The organism is Kitasatospora sp. NBC_00039, assembly GCF_045160625.1.
Taxonomy (GTDB): Bacteria; Actinomycetota; Actinomycetes; order Streptomycetales; family Streptomycetaceae; genus Kitasatospora.
Genome location: NZ_CP108289.1, coordinates 6,655,714 through 6,672,116, shown reverse-complemented (window position 1 = coordinate 6,672,116; position 16,403 = coordinate 6,655,714). Strand labels below are relative to the sequence as shown.

13 protein-coding genes are annotated in these 16,403 nt (G+C 73.2%); 7 read left to right on the top strand and 6 right to left on the bottom strand.

Going from position 1 to position 16,403, the window contains the following annotated elements:
* Positions 1-61: 61 nt before the first annotated feature.
* A complete protein-coding gene (locus OG286_RS29665; RefSeq protein WP_405365892.1) occupies positions 62-2,857 on the bottom strand; it encodes a penicillin acylase family protein in 2,796 nt (931 codons plus the stop codon).
* A 343-nt stretch (positions 2,858-3,200) separates the two neighbouring features.
* On the opposite strand from OG286_RS29665, the gene OG286_RS29660 reads away from it, so the two are divergent.
* The 5 genes from OG286_RS29660 (at position 3,201) to OG286_RS29640 (ending at position 8,069) form a co-directional block, all read left to right on the top strand.
* On the top strand, positions 3,201-4,217 hold the full coding sequence (locus tag OG286_RS29660; protein ID WP_405365891.1) for an ArsR/SmtB family transcription factor: 1,017 nt from the start codon (positions 3,201-3,203) through the stop codon (positions 4,215-4,217).
* 250 nt (positions 4,218-4,467) lie between these two features.
* The gene (locus OG286_RS29655; protein WP_396319169.1) at positions 4,468-5,676 is read left to right on the top strand and encodes a cytochrome P450; all 1,209 of its coding nucleotides are present in this window, start codon (positions 4,468-4,470) and stop codon (positions 5,674-5,676) included.
* 93 nt (positions 5,677-5,769) lie between these two features.
* Positions 5,770-6,903 (top strand): type III polyketide synthase, encoded by a 1,134-nt coding sequence (locus OG286_RS29650; RefSeq protein WP_396319170.1) that lies wholly within the window; start codon positions 5,770-5,772, stop codon positions 6,901-6,903.
* A 61-nt stretch (positions 6,904-6,964) separates the two neighbouring features.
* Complete coding sequence (locus tag OG286_RS29645; RefSeq protein WP_396319171.1) at positions 6,965-7,540, top strand: NUDIX domain-containing protein; 576 nt, start codon at positions 6,965-6,967, stop codon at positions 7,538-7,540.
* Between the two features lie 112 nt (positions 7,541-7,652).
* Complete coding sequence (locus OG286_RS29640) at positions 7,653-8,069, top strand: SHOCT domain-containing protein (RefSeq protein ID WP_396319172.1); 417 nt, start codon at positions 7,653-7,655, stop codon at positions 8,067-8,069.
* Between the two features lie 73 nt (positions 8,070-8,142).
* On the opposite strand, the gene OG286_RS29635 is transcribed toward OG286_RS29640, so the two are convergent.
* A complete protein-coding gene (locus OG286_RS29635) occupies positions 8,143-10,671 on the bottom strand; it encodes a Tex family protein (protein ID WP_405365890.1) in 2,529 nt (842 codons plus the stop codon).
* A 127-nt stretch (positions 10,672-10,798) separates the two neighbouring features.
* Entirely contained in the window at positions 10,799-11,389 is a 591-nt protein-coding gene (locus OG286_RS29630) for a hypothetical protein (RefSeq protein WP_405365889.1), read from the bottom strand.
* A gap of 63 nt (positions 11,390-11,452) precedes the next feature.
* Between OG286_RS29630 and OG286_RS29625 the strand changes: the two genes are divergently transcribed.
* Entirely contained in the window at positions 11,453-12,361 is a 909-nt protein-coding gene (locus OG286_RS29625) for an aminoglycoside phosphotransferase family protein (protein ID WP_405365888.1), read from the top strand.
* 46 nt (positions 12,362-12,407) lie between these two features.
* On the opposite strand, the gene OG286_RS29620 is transcribed toward OG286_RS29625, so the two are convergent.
* Both OG286_RS29620 and OG286_RS29615 read right to left on the bottom strand, forming a co-directional pair.
* A complete protein-coding gene (locus OG286_RS29620) occupies positions 12,408-13,046 on the bottom strand; it encodes a tetratricopeptide repeat protein (protein ID WP_396319176.1) in 639 nt (212 codons plus the stop codon).
* 325 nt (positions 13,047-13,371) lie between these two features.
* Positions 13,372-14,223: an LLM class flavin-dependent oxidoreductase gene (locus OG286_RS29615; RefSeq protein ID WP_396319177.1), complete on the bottom strand. Its 852-nt coding sequence runs from the start codon at positions 14,221-14,223 to the stop codon at positions 13,372-13,374.
* Positions 14,224-14,474: 251 nt separating this feature from the next.
* On the opposite strand from OG286_RS29615, the gene OG286_RS29610 reads away from it, so the two are divergent.
* Positions 14,475-15,206, top strand: a complete 732-nt coding sequence (locus OG286_RS29610; protein WP_396319178.1) for a tyrosine-protein phosphatase — start codon at positions 14,475-14,477, stop codon at positions 15,204-15,206.
* A gap of 37 nt (positions 15,207-15,243) precedes the next feature.
* On the opposite strand, the gene OG286_RS29605 is transcribed toward OG286_RS29610, so the two are convergent.
* Entirely contained in the window at positions 15,244-16,152 is a 909-nt protein-coding gene (locus OG286_RS29605) for a pentapeptide repeat-containing protein (RefSeq protein ID WP_405359468.1), read from the bottom strand.
* Between the last annotated feature and the right edge of the window lie 251 nt (positions 16,153-16,403).

Genomic DNA, 16,403 nt, shown 5'->3' with positions numbered 1-16,403 from the left:
CCCGCCCGGTTCTCCGTCCGCCACGAAAGAGGACGGGGAACCGGGCGGCCGTGGCACGCTCTCAGCGGTGCGCGGAGAACTGCACCACCTGCTGGTACGTCGGGCGGTTCTGCCAGGTGGCCTTGGGGTCGGTCACCCCGCCCAGCGGCCGCTGGATGATGCTGTCGGCACACCACTGGTCGCCGGCCGGGCAGTCCCCGTCGCCCGGGTAGACCTGGGCCGGGGTCTGCGCGGCCGCCCGCTTCAGGGTGTCCAGCAGGACGGTGCGGCAGGCCGACAGGTCTCCCCCGCCGCAGAACGGCCGGGCCAGCGGGTTCGCCACCGGCTCCCCGAGCACCGTCCGCAGGTCCTTGTCCATGTAGCTCCACCAGCCGTACTGGAAGGCCGAACCCCGGTGCGGGATGGACTCGTTGGCGCTTGATCCGGCTCCACCGGGGCCGGTCTGCCCGCCGGACGGCGACTCGTTGATCTGCAGCGCGCCGGTGAGCGCGGAGAAGAGCTGGTCGCCCAGGCCGGGCCGCATCGTGCCCTCCGCCACCAGCGGCCACCAGGCGTCCATGGTCCGGATCGCCGTGGCGTCGGTGTAGGCGTGGCTGCCGGCCGAGGTCTCCCGGCGCTGCGCGCCGTGCGCGAGCCAGGCCTCCAGCTGCTGCACCGCCGTGGCCGTGGCCGGGTCGGTCACCGGGGCGCTGCGGATCACCCGCAGCAGCTCGGGCAGCACGTCCTCGGCCCGCAGGTCGGCCAGGGCGGCGCTCTCCATGGCCTGGGTGAGCGAGACCCGGCTCGCCTTGCCGCCGTTCTTCAGCAGGGCCTTCACCCGGTCGTCGAGCAGGTTCCCGCGGTGCACCGAGCCGTTGCCGAAGCCGGCCGCGGTGTACGAGGCGGCCTGCTTGTTGTTCCAGGAGATGTAGTAGTCCTGGTTGACCGATTGCGGGTGCTCGGCCGGCGGGGTGTACCGGGCGGTGTTGCCGGCCGGCTGGAAGTCGGCCCACTCGTAGGCCGGTTCGGCGCGGACGGGCAGGCCCGCGTCGACGCCGGGCGCGCGGACGGGGTTGCTGCCGGAGTTGTAGTACGCGATGTCCCGGGAGTCGGCGTAGAACCAGTTGAAGGTGTAGTTGATGTCCTGCGCGGCCTTCTGGAAGCTCGCCGCGTCGTGCACGGCGCCGGGGTCGTTCAGCTCCTGGAAGCCGATGATGGAGTCGGCCTCGTGCCGGTAGGTCGAGCGCAGCGAGGTGAAGGCGACCGGGGCTCCGCCGACGGTGCCGCGCGCGGTGACCAGGCCGTAGTTCGATCGGTACATCACCAGCGTGTACGAGCCGGCCGGGGTGGAGTCGCCGGTCGTCGGGCTCCACGCGTTCTTCCGCTCCAGCCGGTCGAACGGCACGCACTGGCCGTGCCAGAGGTAGGAGCCGGCGGCCGTGGTGACCGGGGAGCCGTCCGTGGTGCAGAGCGGGACGGCGTAGGTGTCGGTGATGTCCTGGCCCGCCGAGGTGGCGCTCCAGGCGTAGTCCTGGCCCCGGCCGAGCTGGACGTAGAAGCTGAGGCCGGCGAAGGCGGCGCCGCGGGCGCTGATCCCGGGGCCCTGGAGCTCCTCCAGCATCAGCAGCTGCGGGGCGAAGTAGCCGGTCTGCGGGCCGAAGACGGCGACGGGGTGCCCGTCGTCGGTGCGGCTGCCCGAGACCAGCAGCGCGTTGGACATGCCGTGCCTGGCGCTGAGCAGGCCGCCCGGGAGCACGCCCGGCGCCGCGGTGGTGCGCTGCCCGGCCGACCCGGTGGCGTCGTAGACCATCCGCTCGGGCACCACCGAGCCCGGATCCGGCAGTGCGGCGCCCCGTGGGCTGTCCGGCACCTGGGCGTACGGGAAGCTCTGCCCCTCGTGCAGGGTCTGGACGGCCTCCGCGTCGTCGGCCTCGCGCAGGGACCGCCAGACCGCGTCGCCGGTATCCTTGCCGTAGCGGGCCTCGGCGGCCGACTTCACCTGGGCGGAGGCGAGTTCACCACCGCCGCCGGAGCCGAACAGCGCGCCGACCACGGAGGCCAGGGCGACCAGGTCGGTCAGTTTGAAGGGCTCGATCGAGCCCTGGTTGGTGATCGGGTCGATGTGGCCGGTCAGGTCGTACTCGCCGGCGAAGTACCGGCCGCCGTAGGCCTCGCCGATGTACTGGTTGATCCCGTCGAGGTAGGCCTTGGCGTCGTCGAGGGCCTGCTGTGCCCGCCCGCCCCGGCCTGCCAGGGCGTCGATCTGGCGCTGGAGTTCGTCCTCGGTGTAGGGCGCGGCCTGCCAGAAGCTCTGTTCCAGTTGGCGGTTGGCGGCGGCGCCGCCGGCGAAGCCGGAGAGCCCGCCCCGCCCGACGTGCCGGAAGAGGTCCATCACCCAGAGCCGGTCCTGCGCGGCGGCGTAACCCGCGCCGAACTCGGTTCCCTGGCGGGTGGTGCCGGTGATGTGCGGGATGCCGGCGGCCTTGTCCCGGACGATGGTGACGTCGGAGCGCGGCTTGCTGGTGCTCGCCACCTGGTCGGCGGGGACGCCGAAGGAGGCGTCGTTGAAGAAGGAGCGCAACTGCGTCTCGGTGAGGCCCTGGTAGCCGGCCGCGAGGTCGGCGTACGGGCCCAACTGGTCGTCGGTGTGGGCGGGGCGGCTGCCGAACATCCGGTTGAGGACGATCTCGGCGAGGGTGGCGTTGCCGTTCTCGCCGGGCGGCAGGATGTCGAGACAGCGGCCGCCGCAGTAGTCGCCGGGTGCGGCCGCCACGACGGGCGCGGCCGGGGCGGGGGTGGCCGTGAGGGCGGGGGTGATGAGGAGGGCCGCCGAGAGGCCGGCGGCCAGGAGCCTGAGCGCGTGGGGGCGTCGGTGCATACCTGCTCCTCCGTCAGAGCTGCGGGGATTTCGACGGTAGGGCGGTTACCGGCCGGTTGCCTAGTGGCGTGCATGCCATATCCGGTCCGCTGCAGGCGCGTTGACGGCCTCACGGGGTCGCGCCCGGCATCCTCCACGACCCGGCGCCCCGACCGGCCCGGCGCCCTCCACGGCCCTGCCCCGACCGGGCCGGTGCCCGGACCCCCGTACCGGGCACCGGCGTCGGACCCATCCTGACCGCCCGACCGGGCTCCCCGCCAAGGGTTTCAGCGCTCGCCGAAAGCCCCTGCTGGACGCGGTGCGCGCCCTGCGGGAGACTCGACGCAACTGCTGGGGAGGGCCGTTGCTCCGCATCCACTTCACCGCCGACGATCTCGCCCGGGTCCGGGTCGCGCCGACGCTCGGCCCCCTCACCGAGGCCTTCCTCGGCCTCCACCAGCTCACCGGGCCCGGCGGCTGCCCGCAGTTCCGGCCCTGGCGCCGGCGGTTCTCCCGGAGGATCGGCGAAGAACTCCGCCCGCTGGCCTCCCTCAGCCCCCATCTGGACCTCGGCACGCTCACCAAGCGGGACACCACGGTCGAGGGCGGCATCGACCGGCTGCTCGGCACCCCCGACCGGACGTTCCGGCTGGAGGTCGCCGACGTCGCCACCGCCCGCACCGACCCGCGCTGGCACGCCGCGCTCCAGCAGGGCGAACTGTCCGCCCGCCGTCTGCTGGCGGACTCGCTGACGGCCTGCCACGACCTCACCGTCGGCCCGCAGTGGAGCCGGCTGCGCACCCACCTGGACGCCGTCCGGGCCGACTACGCGCGCACCCTGCTGGACGGCGGCGTCGAACAGCTGCTGGCCACCGCCCACCCGCAGCGGATCCGCTGGCGGGCACCGGTCCTGGAGGTCGACTACCCCCGGGACAACGAGGTCCGGCTCGAAGGCCGGGGGCTGGTCCTGGCCCCGATGGTCTTCCTCCCCGACCCTCCCGTACTGCTCACCGACGGCGACGAGCCGCAGGCACCGCTCACCCTCGCCATCCCGACCGTCCGCGACGTCCTCACCGCCGCCACGCTGTGGAGCGAGGAGGAGAACGGCTCCGGGCGCCACTCGCTCACCGCCCTGCTCGGCCGGACCAGGGCCGCCGCCCTGGACGCGGTCGCGGTGAGCTGCACCACCACCGAACTGGCCCACCGGCTCAACGTCTCGGCCGCCTCCGCCAGCCAGCACGCGACCGTGCTGCGCAACGCCAACCTCATCACCACCCAGCGCCGCGGCGGCGCCGTCCTGCACACCCTCACGCCGCTCGGTACCGACCTGCTCAACCGCACCACCACCGCCCGCACCCCGGGGCGGGAGGCTCCGGCTTAGGGCTTGCCTGACACTTCCGGCCCGCCCTCCCATGGCCGCCCGCCCGCACCCGCCTCCCGCGCCCGCCCTCCTGGGAGGAGCCACTCGGCTCCAACTCGCCCATATCGCATGACAATCAGCCATCTCGCTCGATCGAGCGAACAATCCGCCGTATCCGGATTTCCGCCGCCCGATGGGGGAACATCAGCACGTCCGCGCCCTAACGAACCAACGTCCGGGCGGTACCGACTCCGGCCACTTGGATCAGCCCGTGACTACCTCCGCCCCCGTGTGGGACTGCCCCTTCAACCACACCGAAGGCCTGGAGTTCGACCCCCTCCTCAAGCAACTGCTGCTCACCGAGGAGCGGATCGCCAGAATCCGGCTGCCGCACGGCGAGGGCGAGGCCTGGCTGGCCACCCGGTACGAGGACGTCCGCGTCGTCACGACCGACCGCCGGTTCAGCCGCGCGGCCGGCATCGGCCGGGACCTCCCCCGCATGACGCCCGCCCCGATCGCCCAGGTCGAGGCGATCAACCTGATGGACCCGCCCGCCCACAACCGGCTGCGCCGGCTCGTCGCCAAGGGCTTCACCAACCGCCAGGTCGAGCGGATGCGCCCGAAGACACAACGGATCGTCGACGGCCTCCTGGACGGGATGGAGGAGCACGGCTCCCCCGCCGACCTCGTCCACCACCTCTCCGGCCGGCTCCCGCTCACCACCATCTGCGAGATGCTCGACATCCCCGAGCAGGACCGCGCCGAGCTGCGCGAGAACGCCGTCGCGATGATGGCGATGGGCCCCGGCAGCGGTGACGGCCAGGTGCGCGCCAAGGCCGCCCTGCGCGCCTACTTCTCCGAGCTGACCGCCGCCCGCCGGCGCGACCCCGGCGAGGACTTGATCAGCGCGCTCGCCACCGCACGGGACGAGGAGGAGCTGCTGGACGACCAGGAGCTCGCCGTGATGGCCATGGTCCTGCTGGTCACCGGCCACGACACCAGCACCTACCAGCTCAGCAACATCACCTACACCCTGCTCACCCGCCCCGAGCAGCTCGCCAAGCTGCGCGCCCAGCCGGAGACGCTGCCGAGCGCCCTGGAGGAGCTGCTGCGCTTCATCCCGTTCCGCCAGGGCGTCGGCATCGCCCGGGTCGCCACCGAGGACGTCGAGCTCGGAGGCGTGCTGATCAGGGCGGGCGAGGCCGTGCACGTCTCGTACCTTGCCGCCAACCGCGACCCGGCGGTGTTCGAGCGCCCCGACGAGCTGGACCTCGACCGCGGCACGGCCAACCACATGACCTTCGGCTACGGCACCCACCACTGCGCCGGCGCCCACCTGGCCCGGATGGAGCTCCAGGTGGCGATCGGCACGCTGCTGCGCCGTTTCCCCGGGCTGCGGCTGGCCGTGCCGGCCGCCGAGCTGGACTGGCAGACCGGCTCGATCTGGCGCTACCCGCGTACCCTGCCGGTCGCCTGGTGACGTCCCCGCCGCACCGTCCCGGCGCCCGTCCACCGCACCCGTAGGCCACTGCCCGCGCCGGCCGCGCGGGTCACCAGGGGAGACTTCACACCCATGGCAACACTCTGCCGTCCCGCCATCGCCGTACCCGAACACGTCATCACCCTCGACCAGACCCTCGACCTGGCCCGCACCCTGCACGCCGACCACCCCCAGCTCGGCCTTGCGCTGAGACTGATCGAGAACACCGGGGTGCGGACCCGGCACCTGGTCCAGCCGATCGACGAGACCCTGCAGCACCCCGGCTTCACCACCCGCAACGCCGTCTACGAGCGCGAGGCCAAGCGCCGCGTCCCCGAGGTGGTCGAACGCGCCCTCGGCTACGCCGAGTTGTCCGCCCGCGACATCGACCTGATCGTCTACGTGTCCTGCACCGGCTTCATGATGCCCTCGCTGACCGCCTGGCTGATCAACACCATGGGCTTCCGCTCCGACACCCGGCAGGTGCCGATCGCCCAGCTCGGCTGCGCGGCCGGCGGCGCCGCGGTCAACCGCGCGCACGACTTCTGCCGCGCCTATCCCGGCGCCAACGTCCTCATCGTGGCCTGCGAGTTCTGCTCGCTCTGCTACCAGCCGACCGACCTCGGCGTCGGCTCGCTGCTCTCCAACGGCCTGTTCGGGGACGCGATCGCCGCCGCCGTGATGCGCGGCCGCGGCGGCACCGGCGTGCACGTCGAGCGCAACGGCTCGCACCTCGTCCCGCACACCGAGGACTGGATCTCCTACGGCGTCAAGGACACCGGCTTCCACTTCCAGCTCGACAAGCGCGTCCCCGGCACCATGGAGATGCTGGCCCCGGCCCTGCGCACGCTCGCCATCGAGCACAACTGGGACGTCTCCGGCCTGGGCTTCTACATCGTGCACGCCGGCGGACCGCGCATCCTGGACGACCTCTGCCACTTCCTCGGCCTGGAGCCGGCCGCCTTCCGGTTCAGCCGGGCCACGCTCACCGAACGCGGCAACATCGCCAGCGCGGTGGTCTTCGACGCGCTGGCCCGCCTCTTCGCGGAGGGCACCGTCGCCGACGGCACCCACGGTCTGATCGCCGGCTTCGGCCCGGGCATCACCGCCGAGATCTCGCTGGGCAGTTGGGCCGGGGCCCCGATCGAGGCGGCCATCCCGCACCGTCCGCGCACCCTCGACACCGCCGATCTGCAGCCGAAGTTCGGTGTCCCGGCCGCGACCTGACGCACCGGCGGGAGGTCCGACGGACCGGCCCGGCTCCGGGCCCGAGGACTATGATCAGTAGATGACGGACACCACCGAGAGAGCCGGCGGGCCGGCGGACCTGCCGACCCGGTTCCCGAAGTTGCACGCGGCGCAGTACTGGGCCTGGGGGCGCTTCGACGCCCAGTTCTCCACCGCGCTGCCGCCGGACGAACTCGTCACCAACATCCACCTCGTGGGCTTCGACGGCGGGCGCATCGTGCTCTGCCGGGACGACCGCGACCACTGGTTCCTGCCGGGCGGCACCCGCGAGCACGGCGAGTCGATCGCGTCCTGCCTGACCCGGGAGCTCCGGGAGGAGGCCGGCGCCCGCCTGCTCGGCGAGCCGGTCTGGCTGGGCGCGCACCGCTGCGTGACCGACAACCCCGTGCCCTACCGGCCGTGGCAGCCGCACCCCGAGAAGGCCTGGCTCTGGGGCTGGGCCGAGGTGGCGGTGGACTCCACGCCGACCAACCCGGACGACGGCGAGCAGGTGGTCGAGGTGCGGGCGGTCGAGCCGGCCGAGGCACAGCGCCTGCTGGTCCGCAGCCACGAGGCCTGGTGGGGCGAGCTGGTCGGACTGGCCGTGGAGCTGCGGGAGCGGGCGGCCGCGGGCTGAGCCCACGCCCGTCGGGGCCGAAGGTCACCGGAATGGCCGAACAGCGCAGCACACCGTCCGGTATGCGGTGATACGACTCGATTGAACTCGGGTCCGCACCGACGGGAGCGTCATGGACAACTACCCGCTGCTCAACATCTTCTGGACGATGCTGGAGCTGTTCCTCTGGATCCTCTGGTTCTTCCTGCTGTTCAAGGTCATCACGGACATCTTCCGCAGCCACGACCTCAGCGGCTGGGGCAAGGCGGGCTGGCTGATCCTGGTGATCCTGATACCGCTCATCGGCGTGCTGGTCTACGTCATCGCCCGTGGAAAATCGATGGGCGAGCGGGACGTCGCCCAGGCCCAGAAGAGCGATGCCGCCTTCAAGGCGTACATCCGTGACGCCGCCACCGACACACCCGAGGGCGGCGGCGGGGGCGGCGGCCGCAGCCATGTCGAGGACCTGGCCAAGCTGGCCGACCTCAAGGCCGCCGGCGCCATCACCGAGGAGGAGTACCAGAAGGCCAAGGAGAAACTCCTGGCCTGACTTCCCGCACCCGTCGGCGGGCCGGCGGACGTCGCACGTCCGCCGGCCCGCCGTCTGCCGTCCTCCGCGGGGCTCAGCGCCGCCCGGAGCGGCGGCCGCCCTCGGAGCCGGAGCCGCCGGTCAGCCCGGCTCGGCGCAGCGCGTCGGCCATGGCGCTGTTGGCCGGCGCAGCCTGGCCGCCCGCGGCGGAGCCGGCGGAGCTGCCGGAGCCGCCGGCCGAGCCACCGCCCGAACCGCGCCGGTCCTGGCGCGGCGGGCGCCCCTGCCTCGCACCCCGGTCGCCCCGGTCGTTCCCGCGGTCGTTACCCCGGGAGCCGCCGCGGTCGCCGCCCCGGTCGTTCCCGCGGTCGTTACCCCGGGAGCCGCCGCGGTCGCCGCCCCGCTCGCGCCCGACCTCGTCGTCCAGCCGCAGCGTCAGCCCGATCCGCTTGCGCGGCACGTCCACGGTCGTCACCCGGACGGTGACGATGTCACCGGGCTTGACCACCTCGCGCGGGTCCTTGACGAAGGTCTTCGACAGCGCCGAGACGTGCACCAGCCCGTCCTGGTGGACGCCCACGTCCACGAAGGCGCCGAAGGCCGCGACATTGGTGACCACGCCCTCCAGCACCATGCCCACCTCCAGGTCGCCGATCTTGTCGACGCCCTCCTTGAAGGTCGCGGTGCGGAACGCCGGGCGCGGGTCACGGCCCGGCTTGTCCAGCTCGCCGAGGATGTCGGTGACCGTCGGGACACCGAACGTGTCGTCGGCGAAGTCGCCCGGCCGCAGCGCCCGCAGTGCGGTGCCGTTGCCGATCAGCCCACGCAGCTCCCCGCCGGTCGCGGCCAGGATCCGGCGCACCACCGGGTACGCCTCCGGGTGCACGCTGGACGCGTCCAGCGGGTCGTCGCCGTCCGGGATGCGCAGGAAGCCCGCGCACTGCTCGAAGGCCTTCGGGCCGAGCCGGGCGACGTCCTTGAGCGCCCTGCGGGTGCGGAACGGTCCGTTGGCGTCCCGGTGCGCGACGATGTTGTCGGCGAGCGTCCCCGTGATGCCGGAGACCCTGGTCAGCAGCGGCGCCGAGGCCGTGTTGACGTCCACCCCGACCGCGTTGACGCAGTCCTCGACCACCGCGTCCAGCGAGCGGGACAGCTTCACCTCGCTCAGGTCGTGCTGGTACTGGCCGACCCCGATCGACTTGGGGTCGATCTTGACCAGCTCGGCCAGCGGGTCCTGGAGGCGGCGGGCGATCGAGACCGCGCCGCGGATCGACACGTCCAGCTCCGGCAGCTCCTGCGAGGCGAACGCGGACGCCGAGTAGACCGAGGCGCCGGCCTCGCTGACCATCGCCTTGGTCAGCTTCAGCTCCGGGTGGCGCTTGATGAGGTCCTCGGCGAGCTTGTCGGTCTCCCGCGAGGCGGTGCCGTTGCCGATCGCCACCAGGTCGACGGCGTGCTTCTTCGCCAACGCGGCCAGGGTGGCGATCGAGGCGTCCCACTTGTTGGCCGGCTGGTGCGGGTAGATCGTGTCGTACGCGACCACCTTGCCGGTGGCGTCCACGATCGCGACCTTCACGCCCGTCCGGAAGCCCGGGTCCAGGCCCATCGTGGCGCGGGTGCCGGCCGGGGCGGCCAGCAGCAGGTCACGCAGGTTGGCGGCGAAGACGCGCACCGCCTCGTCCTCGGCCTCCTGGCGCAGCCGGCCGCGCAGGTCGATGCCGAGCCGGACGAGGATCCGGGTGCGCCACGCCCAACGCACGGTGTCGCCGAGCCACTTGTCGCCCGGGCGGCCGCGGTCGGCGACGCCGAAGCGGGCGGCGATCCGCTGCTCGTAGTCGTTCGCGCCCGGGAGGTCCCCGGCCTCCTCACCGTCGTACGGGGAGAGATCGAGGTCCAGCACCTCCTCCTTCTCACCGCGCAGCATCGCCAGGATCCGGTGCGAGGGGAGCTTGGTGTACGGCTCGGCGAAGTCGAAGTAGTCGGCGAACTTGGCGCCGTCCTGCTCCTTGCCCTCGCGGACGGTGGCGACCAGCCGGCCCCGCGTCCACATCCGCTCGCGCAACGAGCCCACCAGGTCCGCGTCCTCGCCGAACCGCTCGACCAGGATCGACCGCGCGCCCTCCAGCGCGGCGGCCGCGTCCGCCACCGACTCGTTCAGGTAGGTCGCGGCGAGCGCGGCCGGGTCCTGCGCCGGGTCGGCGAGCAGCGTGTCGGCCAGCGGCTCCAGCCCGGCCTCGCGGGCGATCTGCGCCTTGGTACGCCGCTTCGGCTTGTACGGCAGGTAGATGTCCTCCAGCCGCGCCTTCGAGTCGGCGGCCAGGATCTGCGCGCGCAGCGCGTCGTCCAGCTTGCCCTGCGACCCGATCGACTCCAGGACGGCGGTGCGGCGCTCCTCCAACTCGCGAAGGTAGCGCAGCCGCTCCTCCAGCGTGCGCAGCTGCGCGTCGTCGAGCGAGCCGGTGACCTCCTTGCGGTAGCGGGCCACGAACGGCACGGTCGCCCCGCCGTCCAGCAGCTCGACCGCCGCCTTCACCTGCCCGTCGCGAACGCCCAGTTCTTCGGCGATCTTCCGCTCGATCGCCTGCTGGGCCTGCTTGGCCACCTGTTCGACTGGCGTGGTCACGAAGCCGGTCACCTTCTCCAGAGTTGCTGTCCCCGTATGTCCCTGCATTCTGGCACTGCCCGGCGACACCTCCCGGACGCACCCGCCGCCACCGGGCGTGGCGCGGGCTGCCGCGCGCGGGTGTTCGTCAGGAGCGGTCGTTGATGGTCGGCTCCGGGCGGCCGTTGTCGGCGATCCGGATCAGGTGGGTCTGCCTGTCCGCCGTCACCAGGCGCAACTGGTCCGGGCCGGCCCAGGCGAGCGCCTCGATGCCGTTGAAGTCGCCGTCGATGAACGCGACCTCCCAGCGGCGGGTGGCCAGGCCGGAACCGTCGTCGACGTAGACGTAGTAGAGCGGGTCCGGTCCCAATCCCGACAGACCCTCCTGGACCACCAGGCGGCGGTCCGGCCGGCCGGGCACCGCCTCGTTGCGCGTCGTGGTGAGGTCGTCCGGCAGGACGCTGCAGAGGAACCAGAACGGCACGGTGAACACGCCCAGCGTGACCACCACGACGCCGAGCACGCTACGGGCCCAGACCTTCCCCCGTGAGGACACCAGGGCCACGAAGAGCAGTGCCAGCACCAACGTCCCGAACAGCAGCGGATGGTCGAGCCACTCCCGCAGCACCAGCAACCCGCCCGAGCGCCGGTGGAGCCGGCCCACCACCACCGCGGCGCCCAGCGCCACCGCGCCCCCGAGCGCCCCCCACATGACCCAACGGTCCCACTTGGTCGCCATGGCCCCACCCTAGTGTTCGAAATCCGGCCGCCCACGGCCGAACCCGGCGGTACAGTGCCGGGCATGTGCGCTGCCGCTCGGATGCACAACCGCCCGCACGACGACGAACCGGCCATCGACGCCGCCCTGGTGCGGCGGCTGCTCGCCGACCAGTTCCCGCAGTGGAGGGGGCTGCCGCTCGAACGGGTCGCCTCCGCCGGGGCGGACAACGCGATGTTCCGGCTCGGGCCCGAACTCGCCGTCCGGCTGCCCCGGGTGAGCTGGGCGGCCGACAGCGTCGCCCGTGAGCAGCAGTGGCTGCCGCGACTGGCCCCTCACCTCCCGCTGCCGATCCCCGCACCGCTCGCCCACGGCCGCCCGGCCGCCGGCTACCCGTGGGAGTGGTCGGTGGTGCGCTGGCTCGGCGGCGCCAACCCGGTCCTCGGATCGGTCACCGCACCCCTGCGACTCGCCCAGGACCTCGCCGCGTTCGTCACCGCGCTGCGCACCGCCGACCCGGCCGGCGCCCCGCCGTCCTCCCGCGGCGGCCGGCTCTGCGCCCGGGACGCCGCCACCCGCGCCGCGATCGGCCGGCTGACCGGGACGATCGACACCGAAGCGGCAACCACCGTATGGGACAAGGCGCTTCGCCTCCCCGAACCCACCGGCCGGCCCGCCTGGATGCACGGCGACCTCTCCCCCGGCAACGTCCTGCTGGCCGACCAACACCTCTCCTCCGTCATCGACTTCGGCCTGATGGGCGTCGGCGACCCGACCGTGGACCTCATCGCCGCCTGGAACCTCCTGCCCGCCACCGCCCGCCCCGTCTTCCGCGCCGCCCTCGCCACCGACGACGCCACCTGGGAACGCGGCCGCGCCTGGGCCCTCTCCATCGCCCTCATCCAACTCCCCTACTACCGCTCCACCAACCCGTCCCTGGCCGCCAACTCCCGCCATGTCATCCGCGAGGTACTCGCCGACCGCAGTGTGTGAACTTCGGGACCTGTCCGGGCAGTTGAATCTCCGGCCCGACGCTGCCTCAGCCGACCGCCGCGCGCGCCTCGTCCACCGACCGCAGGACGGCCTTCGCATCGGCGCCGGCGGCGAGGGCGGCGGCCTCGTCCAGCAGCGCGAGTGCCTCGCCGGGGCGCCCCTCGCCGGCGGTGAGGTACGCGAGCCCGACCAGGTTGGCGGCGACGCCCGCGGGGAAGCCGAGTTCACGCCGCAGCCGCGTGGACTCCTCCAGCAAGGCGCGGGCGTCGTCCAGCTCCCCGGCCATGTGGGCGGCGATGCCGAGGTGGCGCAACGCGTAGGAGAGCGTGCGGTGGTCGCCCGCGGCGGTCGCGAGGTCGCGCGAGCGGTGGAGGGAGGGGAGGGCGGAGTCGTGGTCCCCCTGGACCACCTGGCGGTAGACGCCGGTCCAGAACTCTGCTTCGGCCTCGCCGCGTTGGTCGCCGAGGGACCGGTAGAGGCCGGACGCGCGCTCGAAGAAAGCCAATTCGGCGGCTTCGGCGGTGCGTTGTTGAAGGAAGCGGGCGTGGAGGACACGCCCTCGGGCGAGCGCGAGGTCCGCTTCGACGGCGTCCAGCTCGCGGTCGGCGGCGGGGAGGACGTCCGTCTCACCACCGAAGGTGGCACGGTCGCAGAGAAGTTGGGCCCGTTCGATTCGCTCGTCCATGGCCGTGAGCCTATGCGTTCAACAGGATGGCGGGTCGAGCCGGGCCCAGAGGAGGAGCGCGGTGAGGTCACCCTCGCTCGGCTCGTGGCCCCAGGCGGAAGATAGTCCGCGAACGAATCGGAGCCCGGGCCCAAGTCACCTGGAAGTCCGAGCAGCCGGCCGGGCACAGGAAGGCTCAGGTCGTACACCTCGATACGGAGACCGGACGCGGCCGAGTGCCCGAACAGCACGTCGATCCAGAGGTGTTCGGGCACGCGCGGACGGAGCACGGTGTGGGTGCCCCCGGGCGGCGCACGGCAAGCGAACCGCCCCGGTGGCCCGACCGTCAGAACAGTGCGTCGGCGAGCCGGTCGACCTGGTCGGCGTCCGAGGCCCAGCAGTACAGCACCACCTCGTCGGCCCCGATGGCGCGGTAGCCCTCCACCGTCGTCCGGATCGCCTCCGCCGTCGTGAGCAGGCCGTTGGCCATGTGGGCCGCGCGGCCGGTGAAGGCGTAGTAGTCGAGGAGGTTGTGGCGGGCACTCTCGACGGTGGCCTCGGGGCCGAGCGCAACCGAGACCTGGGCGACCAGCCGTGGCCGGCCGGGGCGCTCGTGCCGCTCCCAGGCCGCCTCGGCCTGCCGGTACAGGCCGTCCATGATCTGCGGCGGCAGCGCGGCGCCGAGGAAGCCGTCCCCGAACCGGCCGACCCGTTCGATCGCCGCCGGTGCGAAGCCGCCGAACAGCACCTCCGGGCCGCCGGGCGTAGCGGGCGCGGGCCCGATGGGGCCGACCTCCTCGCCGTACGGCTCACCGGCCCAGGCCCGGCGCAGCAGGGCCATCTGCTCGTCGAGGCGGCGGCCGCGACGGCGCAGGTCGATTCCGGCGGCGAGGCAGTCGTCCTCTCGGCCGCCGACGCCGATGCCGAGGGTGAGCCGGCCGCCGGAGAGGCGGTCGAGGGTCGCGGTCTGCTTGGCGAGCAGCGCGGTGTTGTGATGGGGCGCGATCAGCACCTCGGTCTGGACACGGATGCGGGACGTCGCTCCGGCCAGGGTGGCGAGGGTGATCAGCGGTTCGGGGTTGTCGTAGACGAGCCGGTCGAGCAGGCCGAGCGTGCTGAACGGGCCCGCGTCCGCGCGCCGGGCCCAGGTGAGCAGCTGGGCGGGGTCGTCGACGGGAAGGCCGAGGCCGATCTTCATGGGGTGAAACCTCCGGAGGGCATGCGGAATGTGCTGCCGCCCCTCCGTGGCACCGCGCGCTGTGCGCGGGCTTGCTCCCGTTCTGCGGCGTTCGTTCCAGAGAGCGTTGATCTCGTCAGAGTGCGACCACCATACGCACGGCGGCCGCCACCGGGCAACGCCTTTTCCGGGACAGGTCCCGGGGCAGGAAGCCGGCCGGTTCGGCTTCCCGGCCCGGGAGTTGGCGTGGAGGCGCTCGATAGGGTGCGAGCATGACACGCCACCTCACCTTCGACGGCCTCTGCAACTTCCGTGACCTGGGCGGCTACTCGACCACTGACGGACGGTCGACCCGCTGGGGCCGGCTCTACCGCTCGGACTCCCTCGGGAAGCTCTCCTCCCCCGATGACCTGGCACGGTTCCGGGCGCTCGGTGTCGGGACGGTGATCGACCTGCGCTACCCCTGGGAGATCGCCCGCCGGGGGCGGATAGCCGAGCTGGACGGGGTGGCGTACCACAACCTCTCGATCGAGCACCGGCCGTACGACCAGGCCGAGATCGACCCGGAGCTCGACCCCTGGCGCTACCTGGCCGACCGGTTCGCCGAGGTGGCCGAGGACGGGGTGGTGGAGATCCGGGAGGTGCTGGAGGTGATCGCCGCGGCCGACCGGCCGGTGGTGTTCCACTGCGCCTCGGGCAAGGACCGCACGGGGCTGATCGCCGCGCTGGTGCTCACCCTGGTCGGGGTCTCCGAGGACGACGTGGCCGCGGACTTCGCACTCACCGAGCTGGCCACTCCGCGGCTGGTGGCCGACTGGCACGCCTCCAACCCCGGGCGCGCGCTGCGCTGGCCGGGGTTCGGGCGCGCACCGGAGGAGGTGATCCGGCACGTGCTCGCCGATCTGACCCGCGCCCACGGTTCGGTGCGCGCCTATGCCACCGGCGAACTCGGCATCGACGAGAGCCTGATCGGCGATCTGCGCGCACGACTGCTCGCCGAGTAGCCGATCAGGCCGGGGGTCGACCGGCCGCCCCTGGCGTTCAGCGCCGGCGGGGGCGCCCCGACCGGCCGGGCTGCCCGCCGGTCTGCGGCTTGCGGCGAGGCCGGGCCGCTGCGGCGGCAGCGCCACCGCCGGCGGGCGCCGTGGCGGGCCAGTGGCCGGGGCGGGTGAGCGACTCCGGCAGCCGGGTGGTGGCGTCGCCGCGCGCGGCGTTGAGCTGGGCCTGGGTGAGGAAGAGCGCCTCGGTGAGGTCGGCGCCCGCGAGGTTGGCGTCGCGCAGGTCCGCGCCGATCAGGTCGGCGAGGCGCAGGTCCGCGCCGGAGAGGTCGGCGGCGACCAGCAGGGCACCGCGCAGGTTGGCGCCGCGCAGGTCCGCGCCGCGCAGGCGGGCGCCGAACAGGTCGGCGCCCCGGTGCTCGCGTCGGCGGGGGACGGCGGCGCGGACGAGTTCGCTCGCCTTGAGCAGCAGCTCGGCCACGCCCTGCCGGTGGGCGGGGACGTCGACCGCGAGGATCTCCTCGGGCGTGCCGGCGGCGAGCCTCCCGGTCTCCTCCAGGGCCCGGCGCAGTTCGGCGTGGACCGGGCGGGCCGGGGCGAAGGCGAGCGCCTCGGTGAGGTACCAGAGCAGCTCGTGCAGCTGCCGGACCACCGGGAACACCTCGAACATCTGCTGCGCGTCCGCCGGCTCCTCACGCCAGCTCCGACCGCCGTAGGTGACCTGCGAGACGTGCTGGCCGGCGCCGAAGCAGTCGTAGACGGTGCAGCCCTGGAAGCCCCGGTCGCGCAGCCGGGCGTGGATGCCGCAGCCGAAGTCCGTCCGGAGGTTGCGGCAGGGGGTGCCGGCGGACTTGTCGACGGCGAAGTCGGCGCCGGCCGCGAACGGCAGCGCGACACAGCACAGCCCGAAGCAGCTCCCGCAGTCGGACAGCAGGTTCAGCGGCGCGGGCACGGGCGCAGTCGGGGACACAGGCGTGGGCTCGGTCACTGTGCTGGGGTTCCTCCGGACGACGGGCTCCCGGCTGGTCCGGGGCCCCGGTAGAGCGTACCGACACCACCACCGCGCCCGCGGCGGACCGGGAACCGGAGGCCCGCTCACCCGGGAACCGGCGGCGCGCTCAGAGCAGTCCGTTAGTGTGGTCGGCCGGTGTCGGTTCGGTCTGTCGGAAATCGGGGGGCACCGGAGACACCCGGAGCCACCGA